This window comes from Enterococcus sp. LJL51 (assembly GCF_049894025.1).
In the GTDB taxonomy this organism is placed as follows: domain Bacteria; phylum Bacillota; class Bacilli; order Lactobacillales; family Enterococcaceae; genus Enterococcus_L.
In genome coordinates this window covers 202,210-229,148 of sequence record NZ_JBNEQE010000004.1, presented here as the reverse complement: position 1 = coordinate 229,148, position 26,939 = coordinate 202,210, and the positions used below count along the sequence as shown (strand labels likewise).

28 protein-coding genes are annotated in these 26,939 nt (G+C 37.3%); 25 read left to right on the top strand and 3 right to left on the bottom strand.

Annotated elements, in window-relative coordinates:
- Positions 1-3: 3 nt before the first annotated feature.
- The 8 genes from ACPWSO_RS06390 (at position 4) to ACPWSO_RS06355 (ending at position 8,757) form a co-directional block, all read left to right on the top strand.
- The gene (locus tag ACPWSO_RS06390; RefSeq protein WP_426082038.1) at positions 4-1,320 is read left to right on the top strand and encodes a PTS sugar transporter subunit IIC; all 1,317 of its coding nucleotides are present in this window, start codon (positions 4-6) and stop codon (positions 1,318-1,320) included.
- A 199-nt stretch (positions 1,321-1,519) separates the two neighbouring features.
- A complete protein-coding gene (locus tag ACPWSO_RS06385; protein ID WP_426082037.1) occupies positions 1,520-3,373 on the top strand; it encodes a BglG family transcription antiterminator in 1,854 nt (617 codons plus the stop codon).
- 307 nt (positions 3,374-3,680) lie between these two features.
- Entirely contained in the window at positions 3,681-4,193 is a 513-nt protein-coding gene (locus ACPWSO_RS06380; protein WP_426082036.1) for a hypothetical protein, read from the top strand.
- Positions 4,194-4,295: 102 nt separating this feature from the next.
- Positions 4,296-4,847 (top strand): TetR/AcrR family transcriptional regulator, encoded by a 552-nt coding sequence (locus tag ACPWSO_RS06375; RefSeq protein WP_426082035.1) that lies wholly within the window; start codon positions 4,296-4,298, stop codon positions 4,845-4,847.
- Positions 4,848-5,378: 531 nt separating this feature from the next.
- Positions 5,379-6,074, top strand: coding sequence for a response regulator transcription factor (locus ACPWSO_RS06370; protein ID WP_426082034.1), 696 nt, complete (start codon positions 5,379-5,381; stop codon positions 6,072-6,074).
- A 5-nt stretch (positions 6,075-6,079) separates the two neighbouring features.
- Complete coding sequence (locus ACPWSO_RS06365) at positions 6,080-7,033, top strand: sensor histidine kinase (RefSeq protein WP_426082033.1); 954 nt, start codon at positions 6,080-6,082, stop codon at positions 7,031-7,033.
- Between the two features lie 82 nt (positions 7,034-7,115).
- Entirely contained in the window at positions 7,116-8,048 is a 933-nt protein-coding gene (locus ACPWSO_RS06360; RefSeq protein WP_426082032.1) for an ABC transporter ATP-binding protein, read from the top strand.
- Positions 8,032-8,757, top strand: coding sequence for an ABC transporter permease (locus ACPWSO_RS06355; RefSeq protein ID WP_426082031.1), 726 nt, complete (start codon positions 8,032-8,034; stop codon positions 8,755-8,757). The genes ACPWSO_RS06360 and ACPWSO_RS06355 overlap by 17 nt, the downstream gene beginning before the upstream one ends.
- A gap of 149 nt (positions 8,758-8,906) precedes the next feature.
- On the opposite strand, the gene ACPWSO_RS06350 is transcribed toward ACPWSO_RS06355, so the two are convergent.
- Complete coding sequence (locus tag ACPWSO_RS06350; RefSeq protein ID WP_426082030.1) at positions 8,907-9,536, bottom strand: hypothetical protein; 630 nt, start codon at positions 9,534-9,536, stop codon at positions 8,907-8,909.
- A gap of 440 nt (positions 9,537-9,976) precedes the next feature.
- Here ACPWSO_RS06350 and ACPWSO_RS06345 point away from each other — a divergent pair, with 440 nt between their 5' ends.
- From ACPWSO_RS06345 to ACPWSO_RS06270, 16 genes are all read left to right on the top strand, one after another.
- Positions 9,977-11,434, top strand: coding sequence for a helix-turn-helix domain-containing protein (locus ACPWSO_RS06345; RefSeq protein WP_426082029.1), 1,458 nt, complete (start codon positions 9,977-9,979; stop codon positions 11,432-11,434).
- Positions 11,435-11,843: 409 nt separating this feature from the next.
- Positions 11,844-12,299 carry a hypothetical protein gene (locus ACPWSO_RS06340; RefSeq protein WP_426082027.1) on the top strand — a complete coding sequence of 152 codons (456 nt, stop codon included), beginning with the start codon at positions 11,844-11,846 and terminating at the stop codon, positions 12,297-12,299.
- Between the two features lie 323 nt (positions 12,300-12,622).
- Positions 12,623-13,006 carry a hypothetical protein gene (locus tag ACPWSO_RS06335; RefSeq protein WP_426082025.1) on the top strand — a complete coding sequence of 128 codons (384 nt, stop codon included), beginning with the start codon at positions 12,623-12,625 and terminating at the stop codon, positions 13,004-13,006.
- Positions 13,007-13,678: 672 nt separating this feature from the next.
- Positions 13,679-14,203: a WapI family immunity protein gene (locus tag ACPWSO_RS06330; protein ID WP_426082023.1), complete on the top strand. Its 525-nt coding sequence runs from the start codon at positions 13,679-13,681 to the stop codon at positions 14,201-14,203.
- 210 nt (positions 14,204-14,413) lie between these two features.
- Positions 14,414-14,809, top strand: a complete 396-nt coding sequence (locus ACPWSO_RS06325; protein ID WP_426082022.1) for a barstar family protein — start codon at positions 14,414-14,416, stop codon at positions 14,807-14,809.
- A gap of 144 nt (positions 14,810-14,953) precedes the next feature.
- Entirely contained in the window at positions 14,954-15,592 is a 639-nt protein-coding gene (locus ACPWSO_RS06320) for a hypothetical protein (protein WP_426082021.1), read from the top strand.
- A gap of 216 nt (positions 15,593-15,808) precedes the next feature.
- Positions 15,809-16,210 carry a hypothetical protein gene (locus tag ACPWSO_RS06315; protein ID WP_426082020.1) on the top strand — a complete coding sequence of 134 codons (402 nt, stop codon included), beginning with the start codon at positions 15,809-15,811 and terminating at the stop codon, positions 16,208-16,210.
- Between the two features lie 160 nt (positions 16,211-16,370).
- On the top strand, positions 16,371-16,622 hold the full coding sequence (locus ACPWSO_RS06310; protein ID WP_426082019.1) for a hypothetical protein: 252 nt from the start codon (positions 16,371-16,373) through the stop codon (positions 16,620-16,622).
- A 5-nt stretch (positions 16,623-16,627) separates the two neighbouring features.
- Positions 16,628-16,849, top strand: coding sequence for a hypothetical protein (locus tag ACPWSO_RS06305; protein ID WP_426082018.1), 222 nt, complete (start codon positions 16,628-16,630; stop codon positions 16,847-16,849).
- Positions 16,850-16,875: 26 nt separating this feature from the next.
- Positions 16,876-17,562: a hypothetical protein gene (locus ACPWSO_RS06300; protein WP_426082017.1), complete on the top strand. Its 687-nt coding sequence runs from the start codon at positions 16,876-16,878 to the stop codon at positions 17,560-17,562.
- 336 nt (positions 17,563-17,898) lie between these two features.
- Positions 17,899-18,087, top strand: coding sequence for a hypothetical protein (locus tag ACPWSO_RS06295; RefSeq protein WP_426082016.1), 189 nt, complete (start codon positions 17,899-17,901; stop codon positions 18,085-18,087).
- A 222-nt stretch (positions 18,088-18,309) separates the two neighbouring features.
- Positions 18,310-18,681: a barstar family protein gene (locus tag ACPWSO_RS06290; RefSeq protein WP_426082015.1), complete on the top strand. Its 372-nt coding sequence runs from the start codon at positions 18,310-18,312 to the stop codon at positions 18,679-18,681.
- Positions 18,682-18,863: 182 nt separating this feature from the next.
- Positions 18,864-19,385: a WapI family immunity protein gene (locus tag ACPWSO_RS06285; RefSeq protein WP_426082014.1), complete on the top strand. Its 522-nt coding sequence runs from the start codon at positions 18,864-18,866 to the stop codon at positions 19,383-19,385.
- Positions 19,386-19,429: 44 nt separating this feature from the next.
- Positions 19,430-19,768 carry a hypothetical protein gene (locus ACPWSO_RS06280; RefSeq protein ID WP_426082013.1) on the top strand — a complete coding sequence of 113 codons (339 nt, stop codon included), beginning with the start codon at positions 19,430-19,432 and terminating at the stop codon, positions 19,766-19,768.
- A 49-nt stretch (positions 19,769-19,817) separates the two neighbouring features.
- The gene (locus tag ACPWSO_RS06275; RefSeq protein ID WP_426082012.1) at positions 19,818-20,381 is read left to right on the top strand and encodes a hypothetical protein; all 564 of its coding nucleotides are present in this window, start codon (positions 19,818-19,820) and stop codon (positions 20,379-20,381) included.
- Positions 20,382-20,393: 12 nt separating this feature from the next.
- Positions 20,394-21,086, top strand: coding sequence for a hypothetical protein (locus tag ACPWSO_RS06270; RefSeq protein ID WP_426082011.1), 693 nt, complete (start codon positions 20,394-20,396; stop codon positions 21,084-21,086).
- 490 nt (positions 21,087-21,576) lie between these two features.
- Here ACPWSO_RS06270 and ACPWSO_RS06265 read toward each other — a convergent pair whose 3' ends face one another.
- Together ACPWSO_RS06265 and ACPWSO_RS06260 are read right to left on the bottom strand one after the other, a co-directional pair.
- Positions 21,577-24,144 carry an HAD-IC family P-type ATPase gene (locus ACPWSO_RS06265; RefSeq protein ID WP_426082077.1) on the bottom strand — a complete coding sequence of 856 codons (2,568 nt, stop codon included), beginning with the start codon at positions 24,142-24,144 and terminating at the stop codon, positions 21,577-21,579.
- 409 nt (positions 24,145-24,553) lie between these two features.
- Positions 24,554-25,450: a LysR family transcriptional regulator gene (locus ACPWSO_RS06260; protein ID WP_426082010.1), complete on the bottom strand. Its 897-nt coding sequence runs from the start codon at positions 25,448-25,450 to the stop codon at positions 24,554-24,556.
- A gap of 130 nt (positions 25,451-25,580) precedes the next feature.
- Here ACPWSO_RS06260 and ACPWSO_RS06255 point away from each other — a divergent pair, with 130 nt between their 5' ends.
- On the top strand, positions 25,581-26,852 hold the full coding sequence (locus tag ACPWSO_RS06255) for an MFS transporter (protein ID WP_426082009.1): 1,272 nt from the start codon (positions 25,581-25,583) through the stop codon (positions 26,850-26,852).
- The last annotated feature ends 87 nt before the right edge of the window (positions 26,853-26,939 follow it).

The following is a 26,939-nucleotide window of genomic DNA, read 5'->3' as shown; positions in this document are numbered from 1 at the left end:
ACGATGGGATTTAGTACAGTAAGTGAAAAAATGGATCGATATATATCACCTTTAGCCAATAAGCTAAGCCAGCAACGCCATTTAAAAGCAACCAGAGATGCCTTTATGTCCATGCTGCCGATTACATTATTCGGCTCTATTCCGATTATCTTGAAAGCGGCTCCAGTGACTGAAGATACAACCAATGGGTTTATACTGGCATGGGCAGACTTTGCTGAAAAAAATAGTATGGTGCTGAACTGGATTAGCGGCGTTACCTTAAGCGCTATGTCTCTGTTTATCTGTGTGGGCATTACCTATTATCTCTGCCGTCATTATAAGGAAGATATTTTACGTCCAATGATGTTTGCGATTGCTGGCTTTCTGATGCTGGTGCTTGAGCCGCTGAAGCTGGGATGGGACGGTAAGGAAGTAGAAATCAGCTTTCTTGATGGGCGGGGAATCCTGCTGTCCATCTTTGTCGCAATCGTCACAGTAGAGGGCTATCATTGGATGCGCAAGAAAAATATTGGCAGAATTAAAATGCCGGATAGCGTACCTGCTTCATTGTCGGAAACCTTTGCAGCACTGGTGCCGGGACTTATTTTATTGAGTTTTTTCTCGTTGATTTTTATCATCTTTCATTCGATGGAAACAACAGCTGTTAAGTTTTTATATGATATTATGGCACCGAGCTTTAAAGCGGCTGACAGTTTGCCGTTTACTATTCTAATTATCTTCCTGATTCATCTGTTCTGGTTCTTTGGAATTCATGATGCCGCTTTAGCAGGGATTTTAGGACCTATCCGCGATGGCAACCTTTCAATCAATGCAGCAGAAAAGATGGCAGGCACAGATTTATCTCATATTTTTACAACTCCATTTTGGACGTATTTTGTTATTATTGGCGGCTCCGGCTCCGTACTGGCATTGTCATTGCTGATGATTCGTTCAAAATCCAAGCAGCTGAGTACAGTTGGGAAAATCGGGTTTCTACCTTCAATTTTCGGTATTTCAGAGCCGATTATCTTTGGGACTCCGCTGATGTTGAATCCAATTTTCTTTTTCCCGTTCATTTTTACTTCTGTTTTTAATGGCATAGTTACGTATCTGTGTATGTCATGGGGAATTGTTGGTAAAACATTCGCAGTATTCTCGTGGCAGATGCCGGCGCCTATAGGAGCATTTTTATCAACCTTGGATTGGCGAGCTGTCGTTTTGGTCTTCGTATTAATTATACTGAATGGTCTAATGTATTATCCGTTTCTTAAGATTTATGAAAAAAATCTGGTTACGCTGGAAGCTGAGTCCACAGAGAAATCGGTTGAAGCGGAAGGATAGACGAGGATTCGTTGAAGAAAGGTTAGAGTAATTCTGACCTTCTTCTTTGTTATATAAAATAAAATTTATTTATAAAAAACATGCTTTTCTGTCAAATAAATTTAAAGGGAATCATTTTTAGATATTGAATCATCTTTAGAATATGTGTTATTTTATGGTAGTAAATGCTATACTTAAAAAACAGACTGGGGGAAGCTGAATGACTATTTCTAAGAGACAAAGTGAACTGCTGCAACAGTTAAAAGAACATCAGACAATGCTGACAGCTGACAGCCTTTCAAAAGCCTTAGGTGTTTCCTCAAAAACAGTTCGAAATGATATCAGGCAAATCAATACGGCTTTTCAGCCGCCGGTTATTGAGTCAAAGGCCGGCAAAGGCTACTTTTTAAATGATGTCAATCATCAGCTGGATAAGCTTTTAACAGAAGCGGAGCCTCAAAACCTTCAGTTTGAGGTTCTTAATCGAATCATTGATGCTCAGAAAACAGATTTTTACGAGCTGGCGGATGAATTTTATATGAGTGAGTCTACTCTTGACCGGATGATTAAAGCCCTCAATCGAGTGATTGCCGAAAGAGATGAAACGCTGTGTATTGTGCGTAGGCATAATCAATTATTGATTGAAGGCGAAGAGGAGCAAAAGCGACAGATTTTTAATATATTTCTTAATCAGGAAATTGAAAATCATAAGTTAAGTCTAGATAAATACGCGGACTACTTTGAATTTTGTGATTTAAAGGCATTATCCAGATTGATTATCACCTATCACAAAGAGAATCACTTTTCTATGAACGATTTTTCAACTATTTCATTCATTCTACATGTAGCTGTATTAATTGAAAGAATCAGTAAAGGAAGCTATGTGCAGGCGGATCGGCTGCGGCAAAGCGATGAGAAAAGCCGGCTGCTGGCAGAGCAGTTTGCTCAGGAGCTGCAAAAGAAAATGGCAATCACAATTCCGCCTCAGGAGATGTATTATATCGCCCGGTTGTATTCAGGCAAATTTATTTTGGCAGAGCAGACAAATGAACACCAGTTTACTGAGATTGTTCAACAATTATTAGAGAGTGTTGCCTTCAATTTTCATATTGATTTTTCTGCTGATGAGCGGATGAAAGACTATTTAGTGACTCACTTATCTGCTTTGTATAAGCGGTCTGTTCAAAAACAATATCTGACAAATCCATTGACAGAAGAGATGAAAAACAAGTTTCCTTTCATCTATAATGTGAGTGTTTACGCAGCAGCATTTATTCAAAAGACACTGGATGTTACCTTTCCTGATGATGAGATTGCCTACATTGCTTTGCATTTTCTTTCGGCTTCGGAAAATATCAGTTATGGGAAAAAAAGGAAGCTGTTGCTGATTTGTCCGTATGGTGCAGCTAGCCGCAGATTAGTGCGGAATAAGCTGAAAAAAATGACGAAATATTCAATTGAACTACTAGAATTATCTTCGGTGTTCGATTTGGAAACAGCGGAGATGGAAGATGTTGATTTAGTAGTGACGACAGAGGAGCTGACTTTGCCAAAAAAGCTTCCTGTCTATCAGTATGGGACCTTTTTTAGTGATGAAGATGTAAAAAAAATTCAGCTGCGGTTAGATGAGCTGCAGGATTCTGAGTCAATTTTACATAAGTTTTTCAAAGAAGAGCTGTTTTTTCCTGCTCAGAGTTTCAAAACCAGAGAAGAAGTCATTCGTTTTTTATGTCGGAATCTGACGAATCTAGGTTACTGCGAAGCAGACTATGAAGAGCGGGTTTTAAGCCGTGAACAGCTTTCCAGTACCTCCTATGGAAATTATTATGCCATTCCCCATGCGATTCAACGAAGTGCGCTGAAAAATGCGGTAACTGTCTGCTGTCTGGACAAGCCGATTGACTGGGGTGGTAATCGAGTCCGACTAGTGCTGCTTCTGGCGCTGAAAGAGGAACGGGACACTTCTTTTGAAGAGCTGTTTAGTCAGCTGGTTAAAATCTTGGACGAGGGCAGCTTTGTTAGGAAATTATCAAAGCAAACGAACTTTGAAGCCTTCATTGAACTGTGCCGTTAAACCCGAAAAAAACTACAAGTAAAATTAGTTGAGACAGGAAGAAATTTGATAACCCGCCGTAATCGAAAAATTATACAGCAGCTTTACGCTCACTGCATTGTTCTCACACTAAAGAGGCAAGACATGAGCGTTTTTTCTATATGTATCTAGAAGTACAAGAGCTAAAAAGTATTAATCTATTAGTGAGTATTTTCCTTTTTAATTGATTTTTGGATTGGATTGACAGGTTATCTCTGGTAGCATATACTTGTTTTTGAACAACGTTCAAAACGGTGTTCAACTAATTTTCTTTAGAAGGATGAGCAGAATGGAAGCAATTAGAATTATTCGACTGCCTAAGAGTAAAGCAGTCACAACTGGGTACGCATATAATGAAGAACCTTTTCAGCGAGGAGGTAAGCTGGAAGCCTTTGACTCTTTTTGGAGTGCCCTTGACAAAAAAAGAAAAGATAGATGGTATACCAGAGACTATTTAATGTATGGCCGTGAGCAGGACGCAATGATTTGGTACTATGCCGTTCCTGATGATTTTGAGCAGGATGTCTCTCCGTGGGAAATAACTGAACTGGAAGGCGGTTTGTATGCCTGTGCTTTGGCTAAAGCGGATAGCTTTGAAGATGAGCAGCGGGTTTTTGGTGAAATTAGACAATATATTGTAGACAGTAAAACGTTTGTTTTAGACGAACGGGAAAACCATTACGATCTCTGCACAGTGACAACTCCGCCTGAGGCAGCAGAGGTCATGGGATACAGTCAATTGGAAATTATGGTACCGATTCGCTTAGCCGCTGAAGTAGGGCATTCAGAAAGCAAGTCGTAAAAAGACCTGTGTGACAAACGACAATACTGGAAAATAAAATTGAAAAAATTATGAAGCTGTGTGCTGATAGTTTGAAAAAAGGCAGCTATTTTGGAGGTTCTTATGACTATTCATGAAGATGTAATAGAACGAATTATTTCAAGTGCCATAGCACTTATTCAGGAATCCGATGGAAATATTAAAACAGTGACAACAAGAATGATAGCTGAACGGGCCAACGTTGCAGTAGGGGCCATAAATTATTACTTTAAAACAAAAAACCAGCTAATAGAGATTGGGCTGCAGCGGCTTGCTGAAAAACAGCGCGAAAAATTTACATTCGCTAATTTACCTGTTGGAGATTTCGATAGTATCGTTCTTTGGGGGCAAGAGTTTGCAGATAGCTTGTTTGAAAATCCAGCAGTTTCAGAAATTGCTATTTTAGAAAACATGAAAAATCCACAGGAAATGGATGCTACTGCTGAAAACATCAAACAACTAGCGGCTGTTGTATCAGAAAATGGTAAGATGGATTCTTCTGTTTTTATCATCATTACTGTATTGCAGACAGCTTTTCTAAGAAGACATCAGAGTCGTCTGGAGCTTGGCTGTGATTTTATGGTAAAAGAACAACGGGATCGCTTTGTAGAAAAAATGGCAGCAATCTTTTTTTAGAATGAAAAAAGATAGAATAACGAGACTAGTAAACACGAATGAATAGTATTTTAGCAATGGGGAGTTCTGAGAGCAGAAGTCTCCTTTTTTAGTTGTACTGGGAAGCTATCGGCAGGGATTTCTACCAAACTTCAAGTATCAAGAAACCAGAGGATGGAATGAGAAGTATAATTAATACAATCAAAAATAAAAGGGAAGCTCCTCTATTATGAAAGTTGATTTCTCTAGGATTATAGATGCCGTATTCTCTAGGATAGATGAACAGAAAATAGTGAAATAAAATAGTTTCTCCTTAAGTTCAGTCTTTTGCCTGTTGTGATAAAGACTAATTTTTCTTATGATGGAGTCAAGAGATGTATTTAAGAAGATAAAAATGATAGGATCACCTTTTTAGAAACGATTTAACAGATAGCTTTTGTATATAGAAGCTTTAGCTAGGGATTGCTTGGAAACTATTAAGGAAATAAATGTATTTTTAGAGATTTTAGTGGAATTTTAAGCTAGGTCTTAGTCAATGTAAGGGGGATTGGAATGAAGATATTAATTATTGATGATGATCGTGAGCTATGTCGGTTATTGGAGCAGTGCTTAGAGGCGGAGGGCTATCAGGTAACTTCTGCTGCTGATGGAGAAACAGGCTTGGCGCTTGCCGAAGAAAAAGACTTTTCCTTGATTATTCTAGATGTAATGCTGCCTAAGCTAAGCGGCTTTGATGTATTGAGGGAGATAAGAAAAAAAAGTGTAGTGCCAATTTTAATGCTGACAGCTAAAGAGCATGAGTCAGATAAGGTCTCTGGTCTTCGGCTGGGTGCAGATGATTATTTAACCAAGCCATTTAGTATTCATGAGCTAGTTGCCCGTGTAGAATCTCAAATTCGCCGTTCGACTCAGTTTAATAATAACAGCCAGACAGCAGCGCAGGTGCTGGAAGTTGGCGCATTTAAGGTTGAGCCCAAATTCCACCGTATTCGATTAAATGAAAGTGTATTAGAGCTGACAGAATTTGAATACAAGCTGCTGCATTTTTTCCTGCAGTATCCTGAACAGGTTTTTACGAAGCAGCAGCTGTATCAGCAGGTCTGGCAGGAAGAATATTTAGAATCTGATAATACAGTAATGACCTGTATTAGCCGAATTCGCCAAAAAATCAATCAGGAAGCAGAGAATAAACAGTATATAGAAACGGTTTGGGGTGTTGGCTACCGGTTCAAACCAGAGGGGAGCTGACCAATATGACAATGTATCTTGCGGCCGCTGGTGTGATTCTTGGGGTAGGTTGTCTCCTGTATCTTGCAGCCTATCGTCGGAAAATGAACCAGCAGCTGGAACAAATTAATCGTGTATTGGCGAATTTAGCCAGTGAAAAAAGTTCTCAACAGAAAATTATTCTGGCTGAAAATGAACAGCTAGCCGATATAGCTTTCTCAATTAATCAATTGAATGCACAAAAAAATGAGCGGATCTATGAGCTGGAACAGATTGAACAGTCTCAAAAAAGCTTTTTAAGTCATCTTTCCCATGATATTCGAACACCGCTGACTTCTTTGATTGGCTATCTGGAAGCGTTGGAAGGAGGATATTTGGATGAGCAAAAGCTGATGAATGAGTATCTGCCCTTAATTCTAAAAAAAGCTCAGCAGATGCAGCGGCTGACAGATCAGATTTTTTTATGGTTTAAACTAGAGGACAGTAAAGAGACGCCGGTTGAGCTGGAAGAACGAAAACCTTTTGATTTGGGCGAGCTAACCAGAGAAATCGCTGCCCAGTGGATTCCCTTGTTTGAAAAAGCTGAAATAAACTATCAAATCGATATTCCTGAAGAGGCCGTCTATCTGTCGCTGGATGAGCTGGCATATACGCGTGTAATGGAAAACCTGTTAAAGAATTGCCTAATGCATAGTCAGGCTACAGCGCTGCATCTGTATTTAAAAGAAGATGAAAAGACTGTTTATTTGGGCGTTCAAGACAATGGTATTGGAATTTCCTCCAAGGATTTACCGTTTATTTTTCAAAAGCTTTATAAATGTGATCCGGCTCGTTCAGCCTCCAGCTCTGGTTTGGGACTGGCGATTACTAAGGAGCTGGTTAGTCGGATGAATGGAGACATCAAAGCTGTTAGTGAAGCAGGCTTAGGCAGCTTGTTTGAGGTTTGCCTTTCCAAGGATTCAGGTAATACAGATAGCTAAAATCAGTATTTATTATGATTTGAGTAAGAGGTCTGTAAGATTTAGGTGCTATGCTTGAATTAACAGGAAAGGAGCAAGAATTATGAGCAAATGGATGCTTCAAACCAAAAACCTGACAAAGCAAATAAATAATCAGCTCATTTTAGATCATGTGGATCTACATCTGCCGATTGGAAAAATTTATGGTTTATTAGGACCCAATGGGGCAGGAAAAACAACTTTGATGAAGCTGATTCTTGGTCTGCAGCGAAAAACATCTGGAACTATCGTATTTATGGATGAATTGTTGAACCATCACAACAGAGAAATCTATACCCGTTCCGGTTCCTTGCTTGAAGAGCCAGCCTTTTACGGAAATTTAACTGCCTATGAAAACTTGAAAATTTTTGCTGAAATGAGAGGCGTCGCACAAAAGGGTGCTATTGAAACGACGTTGAGAAATGTCCGTTTGGATCAAACCGGGAAAAAGAAGTTTCAGCACTTTTCACTGGGGATGAAGCAGCGGCTGGGAATTGCGGCAGCCCTACTCCATGAGCCAGAGCTTTTGATATTGGACGAGCCGATTAACGGTTTGGATCCGATAGGTATCAGGGAGATTAGAGAGATGCTCATATTTCTAAATCAGAAATATAAGACCACTATCTTGATTTCCAGTCATATTCTTTCTGAAATTGAACAAATGGCTGATACGATTGGTGTCCTGAATAAGGGACGCTTAGTGAAAGAGATCAGTTTAGAGGAGCTTAAAAGCAGCCGAAGAGATTTTTTGAAAGTTAGAGTCAATGATTTAAAACAAGCAGCGTTCTTGTTGGAAGAACGGTTGGACATTCATGATTACGAGGTGTCTGGAAAAAATTATCTGCATATCTATGCAGCAGAAATCAATCCGGCTGCAATTACTAAAATCTTTGTAGAAAGTGGAATTGCTGTCTCTGAATTGTCTCATCAAACCTTCCATCTCGAAGAATATTTCAATCAGCTTTTAGGAGGTGATTCGCATGCTCTCAGCCATTAAAACAGAGTTCCTAAAGCTGAAACGCAACTCGCTGATTATTGTCTGTCTCAGCAGCAGCTTCCTATTTACATTGCTGGCTGTACTAAAAGATGTGGCCTTTCCATCCGGAGTTGAACGAATCAATCAAGAAGACTGGCTGATTGAGATGTTGAGGATTAGTAATTTCCTAGTCATATTCTTTCTCAGCTCAATGGTTCTGGGTTACTTGATTCATCGGGAATATAGTGATCGAACCATTAAAAATCTCCTAGTTACAGGAGTGCCGCGGACAAAAATTATTGTCGCTAAACTGATTGTCTGGCTCCTGCTGCACTGCTTAATATATCTCTTTACCTTTATTGTAGTTTATCTGGGCTATCGCCAAATTTTTGATCTGCAGGATTTAAGCTTTGCAGACATTTCAATCAAGTTTCTGATTTCTACGGTGACTATCGCATTCGTTTTACTACCGCTAGGCTGGATAGGCGTTCGACAGAGACAGCTCTTCTACCCCACCATTTTGGTTGGCATCTTGCTGGCTGTATTGACTGTAATAGGAGTCAGCCTGCCGGGAAGCTGGCCAGTCATTATTCCTTGGTCTGCGGCATTTTCTCTAACAGCCATTGATTTAAGCGGAAGCGAGTTATGGATAGCTTGGCTGTCAGTGAGTACAACTGCCATTGCAGGGCTGCTTCTGACTATTGTTGCTTTTAAACGGCAGGAAATCTAAAAAGCTCATTTTTTGAAATGGGGAATGTGTTAATCGTATGAGCCAGCCGTTAAAACCGAATAAATACGAATCAGCCTCATGAGACAGACATCTATCATGAGGCTGATTCGCATGTATTGCTCGAGCGCTGAATGAGCTTGTTTAACTTTTCATAAGGAATCGTTTTGGCAAAGTGTGGTTACCTGGTGAATGAAGTGGTCGTATAACGAGCGTTCAAAGGTCCAGTTTAAGTCAGTTAACCAGCTAATATTGTGGTCATCATTAAAGAAGGGGTGAAGATAATTCCAGATTCTGCGGCGCTCTTCTTCCGGCCAGACTTGGGACCACAGCGTATCCCACTTGATATCGGGTGCTGATTTAAAAAAATAGTCTTCTGAATAGTTTTCAAAATCACCAGCGGTCCAAGTGGAATAATCCATATAGCCGGAACGCATCATTTTTTCAAAAGAATAGTTTTCTCGACTAACGTAGCCGATTTTCTCCCAACAGGTATGGTCTGCATAGTGTTTAACTTTTACAACAACAATTGTGCAGGAAAAATCCCAGTCATCTGGACATAATAATAACGGAATATTTCCATCGGCTTTATTTCTTAGCTGTTTTTGAATGTAGTTCGTTTCTTGAAGTGAGTAGAGCTTTTGATCCCAGACGAAAGACAGCTGAGTTATAACCTCATCCTTAGTGAGGTTATACAATAACTTCGGCAGAAGCTGTTCGTTGATTCGAAGCGTCTGATTATAGTGCCTGTTTGGGGTTAGCTCGATAGATGAGAAGACCATCAGTTCCTCCTTTTACTCAGTAGCCATTTTTTATTATTGTACCATTGAAAATAATCAAAGGGGTGTTAATTGAGGAAAGGAATAAAAAAACGTATACTTTTTATGAGCAGCTGTTTTTGTTTTTTGCTGGTAAAGAGAATAAGAGCTATTTACAGGTGTAAACACACTAATATCAAGGAAAAGCAAGGGAGGCATTTGGCTAATGTCTAGCTTCACGAGCAAGCGATTTTCAGCACTAAGTGCTTGAGAGAGGTTGAGCCAAAAGTGTTTAGCTTCGAGAAATAAGACGAATTATCCGAAAATAGCTTTTTATATTTTTGAGATAGTTCGGCTTATTTCCGAGAGAGCTACTTTTGGAACGCCGTTTATTCGGATTTTAGAGAAAGAAGAGTTCGGGCATTTACTTATGTCCCAAACTCTTTCTAATGAGGAGGAAGACGATGTATGCAATGGCTAAACGCTTGATTACCGAGAAGGATATCAGAAGAAAGATTACGATTCTGGAAAAGCTAATCAATCATCAGCAGTTGACAGCCAAAGAGCTGGCTGAGGAACTGCAGGTTTCTGAACGAACAGTCTTCAATGATCTTCAAAGCCTGCGTATGGAACTGCCGGAAGGCTGGCAGCTGGAGGCAGATGGTAATTCGGGTCTATCTCTTGTATCGGATAATTTAGGGACCGTTAATGAGGTATGGGAATTCTTTATGAAGGATTCAATAGGTATTTTAATTGTAAAAGAATTACTCACAGTAAAAGAGGTACCTGTTCAATCCTTTTTAAACGATAAAGGCTTATCCTACGAAACCTTGAAGCGGCAGGTGGGCAAGCTGAACAAGGCTCTTAAAAGTATTCATCTGCAAATTAATCTTTCTCAGTCTGCATTTGAATGGGTGGGGGAGGAATCCAGTATTCGGGTATTTTACCACCGACTGCTAGTGCCATTTACTCATGATAGCTTTTTCTTTGAAGACTACTCAATTCATGAAAAACATTATATCGATTTTTTGGCAAAGCTGGATAAAACGATGCTGGGTATATCAACTGAGCAGATATTTGGAACCTGTTGGTTTTTTATTAATACCATCCGAATCAAGGCGGGCTGTCTAATTGAAGAATTTCGCTTTAATACAGATGATATTCTTTTTACACTATATAAGGAAAAGCTAGAGCACTTGTATCAATTGGAAGGAATCCGGCTAAAAGGAAAAGAGCAGGAGCACTTCTATGCGTTCTTTTGTTTTTTGGAAAGCTGGAATTACAATGCTTTGACTGACCAGATGAGAGAAACACTGAAGGAAGCTTATGAATCACTGTTTATTGGCTGTGAGCAATTCATCCAGCGTTTTAGTTCCGCCTTCCAACAAAATAAGCTTTCAGACTCTTCTCTATTGGACAATCTGGTGCTTTTTCTGCTGAAATACTATGAATCCAAGCGCTTGTCTGATAAATTTTTACTGGAGTATCAGGAAATTCTTCTACTTAGTCAGGAACGTTTTCCGGCACTCTATCAAGCTGTTTACGATGAAATGAAGAAACAGGGCTTACTGGAACGGTTGCCTCATTCGGATTATGTTGTCAGTGTAGCAACCTTATTGGTACAGGAAGCGATATTTTCAGTAGCTCCGCGTCGGATTACAGCATATTTCATTTTTCAGGGAGAACCAGCTTGGAAAAGCTTCCTGCTACAGGAGCTGCAGGATATGATTGGCAGCCGGGTACATGTTGAAGCCTTGAATACAGATGAACTGGATGTGTCTCAAATGAAACCAGCGGATATCATCCTATCCAATCAGCCGTTGAAGCAGAACTATTCCCAGCAAGTTATTTATATTTCTTCTGTTCCTACCCAAAATGAGCTGCAGACAATCAGAGAGGCTGTCCAATATTTGTATTTATAAAGAGGTTATGAAAAGTGGTTAGCTTCAAGCACCAAGTAGGTACTTTTCATCATCTGTTCTGCTCAAAGAGCAATTACAGTGATTCTAAGCAATAAGGCGGAAATTCCGAAAATGACAGGAAACACGAAGGCAAACCATTCGCTGTTGACTGATTCCTACCTGATGTTCCACAAACTTTTTGCGAATTTTCACCTTATTGTCAAAGGAGTTACTTCTGAAACACCGTTTATCCAGGTTTAAGGGACTGAGGCATACTAATGTCACAGTCTTTTTTTGCTTTAAATCAGCAAACGTTTACCTATTTAAAAATGAAAAGGCCTAAATAAAGCTATTGACTTATCTGAAGATTTTTATGATGATAACTGTAGAATCTTTTATTTAACTACTTACTTAAAAAGGAGGACTTAGTATGAAGAAGCGATTAGGGAGTATATTGGTGCTTGCGGTAGTCGTTATTGTTGTTGTTTTCGTTCGAGGTAATAAAAGCCCAGTTCCTGCTGAAACTAAAAGGAGTTCACAGGAAAGCAGTCAGCTATCACCTGTTAAGGAAGAAAAACAGGTAGAATCCCGCACACTGTCTTTTTCTGAGGTAGACAGTGAAGGCATTCATCAAGCATTTGGTTACTTAACGACAGCAGAAATAATTGAATTTTTGCACCAATACAAGGATGAAGAGCGGATTGTTTTGCTGGATGACCATACTGTTCTTAAGGGGAGCGCTATCATAGAAGGCGTAAAGACAACCATAGAGGTTGATTCCGAAACAGATCCCAATGGAATGACTGTTGCCGATATTAAAGCCCTGTTGGTATCTCGGCAAGACGAATTAGATAAGGCGCTTGAGGAATATTTAGCGGAGCGATGAGCTTTTTAGCAGCTGCATATTCTTGATAGCAAAGAAGTAATTTTCATGGGAGACAATAGCATAAATACAGGTACAAGAGCTGATAGTTGTTTTTAATCAGCTCTTTTTATATGTAAAAATAATCTGTTGATTGTACGGTCTATTTGTTTTTTTGTTCGCAAATTAATAACTTTAAAAAATAAATTTATTTTTTGAAAATATTCTATTGACTTAAAGCATGGTTTCTATGATTATGAAGTTGTATGAAGAAATAATAAAGGTTTATTTGACGATTTCAAATTTGCATAGCCATAGTTTTAGTCATGAAATTGAAGAGGATATTAATGATAGTCACTTGTTTAGAGAATTATAGAGAAAGTTTAATTAAAGGAAAAGATTATTTAGTTATTGAGATTTACACGAATATTCGTACTCAAGAAATAGCTTATAGGACTTCTAATGAACAAGGTGTTTTAGCGATTTATGATCATAAATTATTTGAAATTAAAAAAGCCTTATTGAATGGGTATGCAATTAAAATCAACAATTTGCATACTCAAATTATGCTTGATGATTTGTTGGAGTTGGAAATAAAATCAATCAACTCAGAGGGAATATGGGATGACTATTTAGAAAGAAATAAAAAAACTATAGAAATTGTTCATCAAATAATTAAGAAACGTGCCAAAAATGAAAACATTGAAATTATAGAACCGATTGCATATTAAGATATGTGATAGTTCGATCTATTAGAAGAATAATATTGATTTAATGGTGTGATTTCTATCAAGAAGCCTAAGGCAAAAAAAGGTCAGGCTTCTTGGTTTACATATAGTGGAAGTGATATAAGCAATTTCATAGCAAGTGCCTATTTAATAAGGAATGAGAAACTAAATGTTTAAAAACAAATCCGATGATGTTCTATGCCCGCTATGTGGTGAATAGGGTGTTGAAAAATGCAGGGAAAATTCAGCGGTGAACTGATTTTTCGGTGATATGAATACTTAAGTATATATGATTTTTTTGGTGATTTAAATGATAAGATTGTTGTAGTTCCTTTAGAAATAGGGATAGTAGAGTCTAGATATACAAGAATGATAAGAATTAATGAAATTGAAAAAGATTCTGAAAATAAGGGGTACTTAAAACAAAGGATATGAAGCATTTGAAGGTTGAAATAGAAAATACCCAAACATATTTTTTTTATTTACAGTAAAGAAATATGAAGTCTCTAAAGTTACGTTCTATAAACTCCATTTATTTAGAGCTATGGATGAACAAAAAGTAGTAAAACGAGATTTTTGGAAAATATGACTTTAGTGAGAAAATGATTCAACAAATGAAAGAGCGATTATTGTTCGGATGTAGGATTGAATGATGAGGTAGGGAAAGGGAGATACATGCCTAAATTAGTAAATGAATATCAAGTACACGATTTAATTTTAGATTTTAATCTAGTAAAAAACAGCTCATTTATCTATAACCCGAAAGATGAAGAGTATCTTAATTGGATTCCGGTAGAGCTTAAGTTACAAGCCGGCGAAAATTCATATACCTATAAAAGAACGCCAACTTTTAGTTTAGAAGCGTTGAGGAAGTACTTTATAGGAACACTGGAAAAGGTTTTAAAAGAAAACGAAGAGCTGAATCAGTCATTTGTCGAAAAAGAACGTGAAACTTATCATTGTGGAGCAACGGAAGGGGAATTTTGGTTTGAGTTGGAAAATAGTTCTGAGGAAATAGAAAAAGAAATCATATATATAAGATTATGGTTGAATGTAGTCAGCATGACAGAACAAGCTACAGGGTATGATATTGGCTTTAGTTTTATTGTATTAAATCGGGATTTAGCTAAATTTGTAAAAGAACTTAAGCAGCAGGTGTATGATTTAACGAATGGCGATGTAGATATACCTGGTAGGTAGAGAAAGTAAAATCTAAAGAGTTCTGATATTTATTAGGGTTGCCCTATGAGAAGTCCGAGTTATCTGAAATCGGGCTTCTCAACTTACATAGTTTAAACATAATTAGCTATGTTGTTCGTTAGTCCCAAATATTATGAAGCAGAGCTTAGCTGTGGACTCCATTGGAAAGGCATCGGATTTTTAGAGGCTCTAGAAATAAGGTAGATATATATGGAAAACAAAATATATAAAGTCAATAATAAAGAATTTTCTGTGTTAAAGAATGCTAGGATAAAAAACAAAAATATAAAAATTGCTATTCTTAATGGAGAAGAGCTATGTAGCAAGTCAATGTTTATACAAGAAATGATTAGACAGTTTAATTTGCCAATGAAGAATACCAATAATTTTGATGGTTTTTTGGACTGGATGCGTGATTTAGAGTGGATACACGAACAAGAAATCGTAGTTGTTATTTATAATTTTGATAACTGTATTGAAGATTCTGGCAAGAAAGAGATTATAAAAATGTTTGGCCAGATGATTCTTCCATTTTGGGAAAAGGAAGTAGAAGAAGTAGTGATGGGAGGGAAAAGAAGAAATTTCAATGTTTATTTAGTAGATTGATAAATGAGTATGAGGGATTTTAGCGCCTCATATCAGACTACAACCAAGAAAATCAGCTACGATGTTATTAGGGCACATGGAGAGAGAGCCACACATTTGAAAGCTTGTATTGAAATTTAGTTATTATATTAGGAGAGTAGAATAATGCATAGCAACAATACAATCTTAAACCAAATACAAATTTTGCGAAATAAACCTGAAGAACTCATTATTGGGGATTTAACATATGTTGCCTTCTGTACTTATATTGAAGGGTATATTGATGGAATAAATCAGTTACTATCCTTTAATTTACGGGAAGATATTACAAAATACTTTGAGTCTAAAGGAAATATTCATACAAATTATTATTGGACAAATCAAATTAAGCATAGAAATGAAGAAAAAACAGATACAGAACTAATAAATATTCTACTTGATGTGACGGAAGAATATTTTATGGAAAAATTTAAATTTTGTAGTAAATTGAGTGCAAATGAAGTAAAAAAGAAAATATATAATTGGCTTGATGGGCTGAAGAATAGACCAAAAATGTACGTAGATGAAATTTCAAGTATACTACTTTATCTTGAGGCTTTTTTAGACGGGTTAAATGTTTATTCAAATAGAAATTTCAAATCTGAAATAAATCAAAGTAGTTGTCAAAAAACGAACCGACTAACGACTATTCACTGGACAGAAGAAATAAGTGAACTATATGATTCCAAAGATATAGCAAAAATATTAATCGAGCATATGGAGAAATATTTTAAAAATATTCATATTGAGACGGTTTTGCATTAGACAAGAACAGATGTAAGTGACAGTGATATGAGTTAACAAATGGAAACGTAGATATACCTAGCAAGTAAAGAAAATAAACTCTAACGAGTGCTGATGTTCATTAACATGGGATATCAATTTCATTACGCCGAGGCAGTGATACAGGTGGTTCGACATTAGAGATTACGTATTCTAAAAAAATATCTGGAAAATAAGATACAATTAGGAAGGCTTATTATGGAAAAATGGAAAGAAGTATTTAAGAATGAAATACCCAATGGAAATTACCAAGTATCATTGAATAATGGAGAACAAAGAGGATTACACATTGAATTAGAAAGCTTTACTCATAGAATAGCAATTGATTTTGGTGTTGTTTCAGCAATAAGGATGTTAGATGAGGGGACACTGCTCAATAACACATTCTACAATGAGTCTGAGCTATCAAAATATAAAGTAAATAATTTTTCTAATGTTATATATTTAATTGAAGATGGACAGTTTGGACGATTTGTAAAAGACAAGTGTAAAGACATGTACGATATTTTAAATTTGAAACATTATTTAATAATTACTTTGAATTATTGTATAGAAGTCATCACCCGATGGGAACCGGAAATTGAGGTGGAATTGATTTAAGATAAGATTGCTTAACTAGTTCTGATATTTATTAGGGTTGCCCTATGAGAAGTCCGAGTTATCTGAAATCGGACTTCTCGATTTACATAGTTTAAACAGAATTAGCTATACTGTTCGTTAGTCCCAAATATTATGAAGCAGAGCTTAGCTGTGGACTCGATTGGAAAGGCATCGGATTTTTAGCAGCCTAGCCTTTATGCTGGTAGTAACCTTCTTCTACCCGCCAACAGCAGTGACCTTTTCATCTAGTTTAGCGCCAATAATTTCCGGAACTTCGGTAATAATCAATCAAGGAGCCGTCACAGTATCCGTAAAAGAAGCATTGCAAGTAGCTGGGACGATAGCTATTGCGGGATTTGCTAGTCAAGGTGGGAATTCTTCAATAATTCTAATTATTACAAAAAGGGATTAAAAGATGTGCAAAATGATTGGATAGAGATTGAATCAGAACAATCAAAGGTGACGAGTGGTTCTTTTAAAAAATTTCTGGAATCTCAAGGACAAAACCCTAAGAAATGGGTAAAAGTAATGGAAAAGCGGGGAGCATCTGATGGAACAATATATCAGCGGCACTACTGGACTAATGGAAAAGATTACTACTATCACGGATCAGGAATAGAGGAATTTTTTCCACATTAAATTATTTGAATAGCAAGGGTGAAACTATGAACGAATACTCAAAAGTACTTTTGGAAAAAATACAACGCTATATGGATAAAGAGATTAGTAAAGATGAATTGGGAGAATGGTCAAAATATGAATATTATAAATTATTAACTGGTGACTATATTTATATCGATAAGTTAATCACATATAAATTCTTAAAAAAGCTATCGGAATTTCATATTGAAAAAGACGAAATAAAAGATGAATATCCAACAACTTTGGATGAAATAAAAGAAATTCAGGGAATTCTTCAAGGAAAAATAGATACCATTATAACAGGTTCAATCAGAATATTTCCTAAATATTTAGAGAAACATTTAGGAAATAAAGAAGTTTTGAAGATAATTTCTTGTAAAAGAAATGTTCAAAATACTTTAGGCAATAAAGAAAAGATGCAGGTCTATTTTGATCAGTTGACAGAAATATTTCAAAAAAAGAGAACTAGTCCGATAACTATTATCAATTTCTTGGAAGGATTTGTTTTAGAGTTAATTGAAAATCTATCAACTGTGTCAAATGGTGTATCTTCTTCCAATTTCAGTTTATATCTTAGAAAAGAAGACCGAAGTGAAGAGAAAAGAACTGATAAATTGCTGGATTTGTTAGCATGTATTTTAGGAGAAAAATCTTTTGAAGTCTCTATTATGTACAATCAAGGGATTCCTTATTTATCTGCTTTAGTTTAAAAAGTAAAAATAAAATTATTAGTAAAGCAAATTTTTGATTTGGTATATAATTTGTTTCGTAAAAAACCAGAAATTGGGGTGGAATTGATTTAAGATAAGATTGCTTAACTAGTTCTGATATTTATTAGGGTTGTCATGAGAAGTCCGAGTTATCTAAAATCGGGCTTCTCAACTTACATAGTTTAAATGTGATTAGATATATTATTAGTTAATAAGAAAATAGAGGAGTTTATTATGGATATTGTAAAATATAAATTAGAGGAAATACGAAAGTAGCCAGTGATTTACCTTGGCCAGAAATCATTATCTTTGCTTAAAGCTTTTCTTGATGGATACATGGATAGGCAAAATGATATAGAAGGAAATAATGCTTGTCATTTCTATGAAGGCTTTCAAGAATATATTCAACAAAAATACAATATTAACTCTTCTCACAATTGGTCAGATATTATCATTTTTTACTGTACTACAGAAGAGCAAGCCTTTGATAAATTTTATGAATTACTTGATGACTTTTTAATATAGGTGCAAAAGGATTGAATTAGGTAGATACATGTTTTATCAACTTTTCATTAACCTTTGAAAAAATTTATATAGAAGTCATCACACAATAAGAACCAGAAATTAACGTAGATTTGATTTACGAGAAAGTAAAAATAAGCTCTACTTGTTGGTTTGTGCGGTGGTCAATCGGTGAATCTATTTTGGTTTCCGCTATTTTTTATGGAGTAAACAAGGGGATTAAATATGAAAAATCAAGTAATACAAATACAAACAAAAGAATTTGAAGGTATAAAACCTAATATTCTAAATAAGGATAAACTAAAAGTAGCAATATTGAATGGGGAAAAAATTCATGCAATCGAGGATTTTGCTAGTCTTATGGTTGAAGAATTTGATTTACCTATGGACAATGTAAGAAGTTTAGATGCCTTTCTAGACTGGATGTGTGATTTAGAGTGGATACACGAACAAGAAATCGTAGTTGTTATTTATAATTTTGATAACTGTATTGAAGATTCTGTCAAGAAAGAGATTATAAAAATGTTTGGCCAGATAATCCTTCCATTTTTGGAAAAGGAAGTAGAAGAAGTAGTTAAAGTAGCTGGGATAACATAGGTATGGTGCTGTAGTTATGGATAAAAATGGAAGGAGCATTATGTCAGTAATAGGGGGAAATGCTAGAAACGGTGTAGTAAATACATTGCCGAATATAGATGAAGTTATAAAAATGATGATTAGGCAAGGTGGATATTCTACAATTCCTATGCCGTGAATAGTAGAAAGAAAGGGAAAAAGAAATGGCTTTAATTAAGAATAGACATTTAGGCAATCAAATTGAGTTGAAAATAGATTTACTTAAAAATGAATCTTTATATTATGAGCCTGAGGCGGAAGACTATTTAAATTGGTTTCCAATAGACTTTAGCGTGCAGGTTGAAGAAGAAATATATATGTTTAAGTATCCTCCAACATTTAGTCTAGAAGGGCTAAAACTATTTTTGAAAACGATTGATTCCTTAGTAGAAGAAAAAAAAAGAAGACCAAATCTGTCTTTAGAAGAGAAGTATACAGAGTTTGAGTGTGGTGCTACCGAAGGCGAATTTTCTATGAAATTAATGAACACTGTAGATCAGTTTGAAAAAGATATAGTGACGACTGAGCTTTGGATTAATGCTGCATATATGGACGGAAATCATCCTGGGTATTATAGAGGGTTTAAATTTTGGGTCTTTTTGGAAGACATAGCCCAATTTACCCAAGAGCTTAAACAACAGTTATATGAGTTGACAAATGGAAACGTAGATATACTTGGCAGATAGTAGAATCTAGAGGGATGTATATACCAAAATAGGGGGTAAAAATTGTGGATGCAGAAATAAAGAGAGGTTTTGACTTAATTAGTAATACTGAGTTTGAAATAAGTTTAGGAATGAAGTTTGATGTTCAATCTTTTTTAGAAGATAAAATATTTATAAAAAAACATACTTTTAATACGAATAATAATAAATATGAGTTAGAAGTTTTTCTTGCTTCTCAATCGATTCAAAGTAGAACAACTTTTATCGATAATTTTATATCTTATGTGAAATATAGCTATTTTAATTTGTTCTTTATCAATAAATACAATAATCGCTGGGAAGTTGATTACTATACTATTTCCAACAATGAAAGCGCAGCGAAGTTTAAGATAACAATTTTTTGATGAAGACGAGGTTTTGAATGACTAAGTTTAATTATAAGGAGAACCCATTATGGAAAAGTTATACGTTGTTGAATTTCAGTTTGCAGACCGTTCATTTTTTTGTTTGTGGTATACAGATGATACGGATGGGTTAATAAGTGAAGAAGGTAAATTAATTAAATTTGATAGTATTATTGAGTTGAAAGCATATGTGAAAGAGAAGGAACTATCACTTGGAACTGGCGTAACTACGTATAATATTGAACATTTAGAAAAGCAGCTTGAAAATGGACTAAAGCATGTGGATTGTGAAGAAGTCCTTTTATTTTGGAATATTTCATTAGATATCTCGAATTCAATAGCTTGCCCTTTTTTAGGAACGGATAATTTTCATCATATATACGAAAAATTATTTTATGGGAATAATCTTCCCGCTATTAACAGATCTGATGAAAAGTATGTACCTACATGGAGCGGTGAGGAGATGCATGATATCAAAAATGTTGTTTCTGATGGGGTTAGTATTCTAAAAAAAAGAATTGCTAGTATAGAATATTTGAAAAAATTAAATGCGGCTTATTTCAAAGGTTATTTTACAGGGGATAAAAGAAGCATTGACTTATATTACGAATAAGGAGGACTGCGATTGTTAAATCACAAATTTCATTTTTATGATGGACACTTTGATTGTAGCTGTTTCAAAGAGGAAGATTTTATCCGAATTTCCGACAAGCTGATAAAAAAAATAGAACCTTGTCTGAAAAACGATGAATTCATTGAATACTCCTCTGATGAAACGGTTTTTGGTCTAAGTCGTTACGGGACAGTATTGGACGAGCAAAATATTAAACGGCTGAAAGCAATTCTGACGTTGAACGCCGAGAATGAAGCTGAGTATAGAAAATTTATGAACTTTTTGAATGCAGCATTGGCTGATAAAAAGCAGGTATTACATTTGGATGGCAGCCCCAGTTACGGGGGCTTGATTCATAATTTTGCATTGCGGGATACGCTGTCGGAAGATGAAGATTTTTGGGCGTTTCGAAATGAAACGATTGATATTCAAGATCAATTTATTATGGAAAACTACAACGTATTTAAGAATATTGAGATGTATTGGCAGACGGCTAAGGAATTTGGACCAGGCTTTAACTACTATGGAATAACGGTTATCACGCCAGCAATAGCGCAACATTTTCTTGAAGTAATTGCCGATTATTTACATGGAAATGAATCTGAGCAGGCGGCATATTTTATCGGTGAAGAGTGGGATACACTGGAAAGTATTCTAAAAACTGCAGCAGCAGAAAATAAAATTATTGTTCATTTTGGAATATAAGCTTTGGATAATTCTGTATAAAAAGAGAAGCACCGCTTTTTTGAAATGAAAAATAGTCTGGGACATAACTAAATTCCCAGACTTTTAGTATGCTTAAATCCGAATAAATGGTGAGACAGTAATACATACGAGCACTGAACTGCGACGAGTAACCGCAGGAGCACAAGCAAAGTACTTAACTGCGACGAGTAACCGCAGGAGCAAATTCTTCGGCAATAAGCCGGAATTTAGCAAAAATTTGTGGCGCACCAGGTAGGAAGCCGTCAACATCGAATGGTTTACCTTCATGTTGACTGTCATTTTCGTAATTTCCTGCTTATTGCTTTGAATCACTGTGATTACTTCCTACGTAAGTAGAACAGATGCTGAAAAGTACCTACCTGGTGCTTGAAGCTAACCATTTCTGTCTCAAACTCTTTCCTTTATTAAAGGGAAGTGCTGAATATATCAAGTTCTTTTCTACAAGGATGTACTATCTTATTCTGAATGACTATACGACTGCTTCCTTCCTTTTCTTCTTCGCTATTTTCTTAGAAACAAACTTTTCTGCTTCAACTATCAGGAAAATGCCGATAGTGTTTAGTAGAATTGGCAGGTGCTGAGTGAGGGTCAAGCTAGTTGTGCCTAGTATTTGCTGAGCCATTGGTAAGAGCAGCACGGCACCTTGTAAGAATGCTAAACAGCCAAGAGAGATAAAAAGGGCCCTGTTTTTGAAGAGGCTTTTATTAAGAGACGGGTCAAGCAGCTCCCGACAGTTAATCATGTAAAAGGCCTGTGCCAGAACGATGTTTTGCAGAAGCATGGTCTGCTGAACAGCCAGACTATCTGCTTGCATAGCTAACAGATACGCCGGCACTGTGATGAGCAGAGAAACATATACAATACGGAATAGGCTGTAGACTGAAAGAATTTGCTCCTTTGGATTTCTTGGCATCCGCTTCATGATTTGCTCATGTGCCGGCTCAAAACCTAGTGCGTATGAAAGTGTAATGGTAGTTACCATATTTACCCATAAAATCTGTACTGGTGTCAATGGCAGCGGCCGATTAGCCATTAAGGCAAAAATGACGATTAATCCTTGTGCTAAAGCTGTTGGCAGGAAGAAATTGATGGTCTTCTTTAGATTATCAAAAATCCGTCTGCCTTCCTTAACAGCCCGTGTGATTGTCGCAAAGTTATCATCGGCCAGCACCATATCTGCTGCTTGTTTACTTACTTCGCTGCCTTTGATTCCCATAGCAATACCAATATCTGCCTTTTTTAAAGCAGGGGCATCATTGACGCCATCACCTGTCATACCAACTACTTCGCCGTTTTTCTGTAGGGCAGTAACGATTCTCAGCTTATGCTCGGGTGTTGTCCGGGCGAAAATATCGATTGCTGTGGCTTGCTTCTGAAGCTCTTCATCGGTCAGGTGATCAATGTCCCTGCCTTCCAAAACATGCGAGGTGTGACGCAGTCCAATCTGTTTGCCGATGGCTTGAGCGGTATCTTTGTGGTCACCAGTAATCATTTTTACAGAGATACCCGCCTGCAGGCTTTCTCTGACAGCCTGTACGGCTGACTCCTTCGGTGGATCAATAATTCCAGTTAAGCCAGCCATCGTCAGATTTTCCAGGCTTTCGTGGGAAAGCTCCTCATTCACTGGAAGATATTTTACAGCTAAGCCAAGAACCCGGCGGCCATTTTGAGCCATCTCCGCAGCTTCTTTTTCCCAGTAGCTTTTTTCTGAAGGGGTTAATTCCGCTTTTTGAAGAAGAACCTCTGGTGCGCCTTTGATATAAATAACATGGTTTTCTGTTGATGCTTCATGCAGGGTGGCCATGTACTTGTAGGAAGAACTAAAGGGAATTTTATCCAGCTTCGCCAGTAAAGGAGCTGAAAAGCTGTCTGCATATTTCAGTAAAGCCAGCTCTGTAGGATTGCCGCTCAACTCTTCAATGGTTTGCTCCTCATTGAGCTTTAGCTCCTGACAGTTGTTCATAATAGCAGCCAGCTGAGCTTCCGCCTGTGTTTTTTCCATATCTTTGGGCAATACCAGGTCAACGACGGTCATTTCATTTTTGGTTAGTGTTCCTGTTTTATCTGAGCAGATGACCGTCATCGCACCGAGTGTTTCTACAGCAGGCATACTTTTAACAATTGCTTTTTCCTGTGCCATTTCCTTGACGCCCATGGAAAGAATCATGGTAAGAACTGCCGGCAGACCTTCAGGAATGACTGCAACGATCAGGGCAATACTGGCGGAGAGAATCAGGTTCAAATCCATTCCGTATCTAAAGGTTGTAAAGAATACCAGAAATAAGATAAAGAAAATCAAGCCTTTAAAAATCTGTTTGTTCAGCTGATTCATTTTTCTAATTAGTGGTGTGGTCTGCTTTTGTACGGATTGTAGTGCAGCATTAATTTGACCAATCTCAGTTTTATCGCCAGTCTCTACTACGATACCTTTACCTGAACCAGCTTGAACGAGTGTGCCTGAAAAAGCCAGATTACTTCTGTCTCCTAAAGGCGTATCTGCTGGTAATTCCTCGGTTTGTTTTTCTACTGGTAAAGATTCACCAGTTAAGGCAGATTCCTCGATGATTAGCTCATGGGTTTCCAGAATACGGATATCTGCCGGGACGACATCTCCAGCATGGAGCAGAACAATATCCCCTGTAACTAATTGAGTAGAAGGAATGGTTTGTCGGCCTCCTTCGGACAATACGACGGCCTCTTGTCCCATCATTTGCTTTAAACCGTTCAAGGATTCCTCTGCCTTTCTTTCCTGAAAATAGCCGATTAAGCCGTTGATAACAACTACTGCAAGGATGATGCCCATTTCTGCATAGCTGCCGGTTATTCCCTTGAGAAAAGCAGCGCCCATTAAGACCAGCATCAGTAAATCGGTAAAATGCTTTCCGACTTTCTGCCAGGTCTTCAGCTGATTCTTTTCACTAAGAATATTTTCCCCTTCCTGCTGCAGCTTGTGTTGCCTTTGCTGCTTCGTAAGACCTGTGGTTGCTGCGTTTAATTCTTGTGTCGTTTTTTCTATTGTAAGATTATGCCATTTCATCATTTGTTCCCCCCTATAATTTTATATAGTCTGCCTACTTATTCTATCTAGGAAGCATAGCTTTGCTGTCCGATATAGAAAAATAGAAGTGTATTTGATTTGTTTAACAGAAACTATAGTTGTAGTATACGGGGATTATGTCTATTTTTTAGGTCAGCTTTTTCAGAGAGGTATGAAAAAATCTGTTTGGCTTAATAAAATGGTGAGAGGGCGGCTGTAAGAAGCGTAGGTAAGACGAACAGGAGTGGGACATAAAAATCTTCAACTTTTTCTACTCCTAAAACCTGAATAAACGGTAGTCTCAAAGCTGTCTCTTTGAAAATAAGCCGGACTACACTGAAAATGTGTATGGAACCATTTTTAGTGTAGTCCGGCTTATTTCTTGAAGCAAAACACTTTTAGCTCAGCTTTAATTTTCTATAAGATATTGAGCGGATTGCTGGCAGTAATCATAGAAGCGCTGGACTGCCGGTGTCATCTTACGGTCTTTTTTTGTAGCAAGATAAATATAGCGCGGCAGCAGTGTATCTGAAATCTGTAATTTTTTGACTGGGTAGGCTGAGATTGAAGGAATATCCGGCATAATAGCAATACCATAATCACAGCCGACAAATCCCAGAATACTATGGTCTTCCTCCGCTTCGAAAACAATCTTCGGTTTGATTTGCTGGGCTGCCAACACCTCGTCAATATAAGGGCGGATGCCGCTTTGCTTATTATAGTAGATGAAGGCTTCTTGTGTTAGGACCTTTAAGGAAACCTCATCTTTATCTGCGAGAGGATGTTTATTTGGAACGACAACGACAATTTCCTGCTGGACCAGACGGTTGAATTGTATTGATGGATCTTCAGCGACCTTGGAGCAGATGGCAATGTCAATCTCATCTATTTTCAACAGTTCCAGAATATCAAGAGAGTTTCCCTGAGAAAAGTTGAACTGAATTTTGTGGTTTTCTTCTATACTTAGAAAATCCTTGGTCAGCTGAGGAGCTAAAATAGACCCCATCGTATAAATAAAGCCCAGCTGAATATGTCCTGTCTGAGGATCCACCATTTCCTGAATGAGGCGTTTTCCTGTATAGAGTTGTTGGAGTCCGGAAACTGCATGTTGATAAAACAGCTTCCCGTATCTTGTAAGGTAGATGTTGCGGCCCTTTTTTTCAAAAAGCTTTGCGCCAAGCTCTTCTTCCAGCATGGAAATGGCGTGGCTGATGTTTGGCTGTGAGGTATTTAACTGTTCAGCAGTTAGGCGCATATGCTCTGATTCAGCAAGAGCGATGAAGTATTCAAGATGTCTCAGATTCATAATTGGATCACTTCCTATGTAATGATAAATGAAGTTTATCATTTGCTGGTCAAAAAAGCATTAGTATTTTTCAAAAAAATGGGTTATCCTATGTAATAAAAAGGAATTGAAAAAGAAAGTGGGATATAAAGTGAAAAACATCACAAAAGGAAGGGCTATAAACGGGAAACACCGGTACTTGCCGCTGGTTGCAGGCTTGTATTTTAATTATATTTTTCAGGGAATGGCAGCGATTATCATTTCCCAGAATATGTCAGCACTGGCGAAGCAATGGCAGGCTTCCACTGCTCAGGTAACCTTAGTTATCAGTGCCATTGGACTGGGCAGAATTATCAGCTTATATTTCTCTGGTTATTTTTCTGACCGCTTTGGACGTAAAAAAACAGTGATGATTGCGATTTTCTCATATTTTATTTTCTTTTCCGGTATGCTGCTGAGCACAAATTATCAAACTGCGATGGTCATTGCCTTGTTTGGCGGCTTCAGCAATGCCTTTTTGGACACTAGTACCTATCCAACACTGGTAGAGTCTTACCCCAGCGAGAAAGACAACAGCTCATTAAGCGTGTTGAATAAAGCCTTTATTTCGTTGGGACAGTTTCTGCTGCCGCTGATGACTAGAGTCATCATTACTGAGGAGCTTTATTACGGCTGGCCGTTTGTTTTATGTATTGTTTGTTTATTCTTAAATGTTATTTTCTTATGGTTTCAAGCATTTCCCCCATTGTCTACTATTGATTTGTCAAAACAAAAAGACGAGGAAACACTGGTGGAGGCACAGCAGCTCTGTACCTCAAAAGCCAGTTTTAAAATTGATGGGGTTGCATTGATGGCCTTCTCTTTTGTGTCCGTTTCAATGTTTAATATTTTTATCCTGTGGATTCCAACCTTTGCTGAGCAAACAGGAATTGCTAATCAGCAGGACAGTCTGACTTTTGTTAGTATCTACAGTATCGGTTCCTTTGTCTCCGTTTTTTTAACCTCTGCAATTGTTAAAAAGGGGGTTAATATTGCCGCTTTAATGGTTTTTTGTACAGGGATTACCGCTTTAGCGCTTATTTACATGAATCTATATCCAAGCTTTATTGTTGTTGTAATTGCCGCTCTCTGTGTAGGTGTTTTCGCTGCAGGAGGTATCTGGCAGCTAGGGCTAGCGCTGATTTTAGAATTTTTTCCGCAGAAAAAAGGAAGGATTACCAGCTTATACTCCTTGGCAACTTCGGTTTCCGTAATGATTACGCCCTACCTAACTGGAGTGATGGCAGAGAAGGATATTCAGCTAGTCTTCTGGTACGATGCCGTCCTGACGTTAATCGGATTGGGGGCAACAATAGTGATTGCTGTTCGGTATAAAGCGATGAATAAGGAAGGTCAGGTATTACAGATAAAGGTAAGTGAATAACTGAGGCGGATGTGATAGAGCTGTTCCGCCTTATGCCTCAAAACTACTTCTTTAGAAAGTAAGGTAGTTTTGGGTACACTGTATATT

Bases quoted from the DNA above. Each gene is read 5' to 3' on its own strand.
- ACPWSO_RS06390 (WP_426082038.1), top strand. From the start codon at position 4: ATGGGATTTAGTACAGTAAGTGAAAAAATGGATCGATATATATCACCT.
- ACPWSO_RS06385 (WP_426082037.1), top strand. From the start codon at position 1,520: ATGACTATTTCTAAGAGACAAAGTGAACTGCTGCAACAGTTAAAAGAA.
- ACPWSO_RS06380 (WP_426082036.1), top strand. From the start codon at position 3,681: ATGGAAGCAATTAGAATTATTCGACTGCCTAAGAGTAAAGCAGTCACA.
- ACPWSO_RS06375 (WP_426082035.1), top strand. From the start codon at position 4,296: ATGACTATTCATGAAGATGTAATAGAACGAATTATTTCAAGTGCCATA.
- ACPWSO_RS06370 (WP_426082034.1), top strand. From the start codon at position 5,379: ATGAAGATATTAATTATTGATGATGATCGTGAGCTATGTCGGTTATTG.
- ACPWSO_RS06365 (WP_426082033.1), top strand. From the start codon at position 6,080: ATGACAATGTATCTTGCGGCCGCTGGTGTGATTCTTGGGGTAGGTTGT.
- ACPWSO_RS06360 (WP_426082032.1), top strand. From the start codon at position 7,116: ATGAGCAAATGGATGCTTCAAACCAAAAACCTGACAAAGCAAATAAAT.
- ACPWSO_RS06355 (WP_426082031.1), top strand. From the start codon at position 8,032: ATGCTCTCAGCCATTAAAACAGAGTTCCTAAAGCTGAAACGCAACTCG.
- ACPWSO_RS06350 (WP_426082030.1), bottom strand. From the start codon at position 9,536: ATGGTCTTCTCATCTATCGAGCTAACCCCAAACAGGCACTATAATCAG.
- ACPWSO_RS06345 (WP_426082029.1), top strand. From the start codon at position 9,977: ATGTATGCAATGGCTAAACGCTTGATTACCGAGAAGGATATCAGAAGA.
- ACPWSO_RS06340 (WP_426082027.1), top strand. From the start codon at position 11,844: ATGAAGAAGCGATTAGGGAGTATATTGGTGCTTGCGGTAGTCGTTATT.
- ACPWSO_RS06335 (WP_426082025.1), top strand. From the start codon at position 12,623: ATGATAGTCACTTGTTTAGAGAATTATAGAGAAAGTTTAATTAAAGGA.
- ACPWSO_RS06330 (WP_426082023.1), top strand. From the start codon at position 13,679: ATGCCTAAATTAGTAAATGAATATCAAGTACACGATTTAATTTTAGAT.
- ACPWSO_RS06325 (WP_426082022.1), top strand. From the start codon at position 14,414: ATGGAAAACAAAATATATAAAGTCAATAATAAAGAATTTTCTGTGTTA.
- ACPWSO_RS06320 (WP_426082021.1), top strand. From the start codon at position 14,954: ATGCATAGCAACAATACAATCTTAAACCAAATACAAATTTTGCGAAAT.
- ACPWSO_RS06315 (WP_426082020.1), top strand. From the start codon at position 15,809: ATGGAAAAATGGAAAGAAGTATTTAAGAATGAAATACCCAATGGAAAT.
- ACPWSO_RS06300 (WP_426082017.1), top strand. From the start codon at position 16,876: ATGAACGAATACTCAAAAGTACTTTTGGAAAAAATACAACGCTATATG.
- ACPWSO_RS06295 (WP_426082016.1), top strand. From the start codon at position 17,899: ATGGATAGGCAAAATGATATAGAAGGAAATAATGCTTGTCATTTCTAT.
- ACPWSO_RS06290 (WP_426082015.1), top strand. From the start codon at position 18,310: ATGAAAAATCAAGTAATACAAATACAAACAAAAGAATTTGAAGGTATA.
- ACPWSO_RS06285 (WP_426082014.1), top strand. From the start codon at position 18,864: ATGGCTTTAATTAAGAATAGACATTTAGGCAATCAAATTGAGTTGAAA.
- ACPWSO_RS06275 (WP_426082012.1), top strand. From the start codon at position 19,818: ATGGAAAAGTTATACGTTGTTGAATTTCAGTTTGCAGACCGTTCATTT.
- ACPWSO_RS06265 (WP_426082077.1), bottom strand. From the start codon at position 24,144: ATGAAATGGCATAATCTTACAATAGAAAAAACGACACAAGAATTAAAC.
- ACPWSO_RS06260 (WP_426082010.1), bottom strand. From the start codon at position 25,450: ATGAATCTGAGACATCTTGAATACTTCATCGCTCTTGCTGAATCAGAG.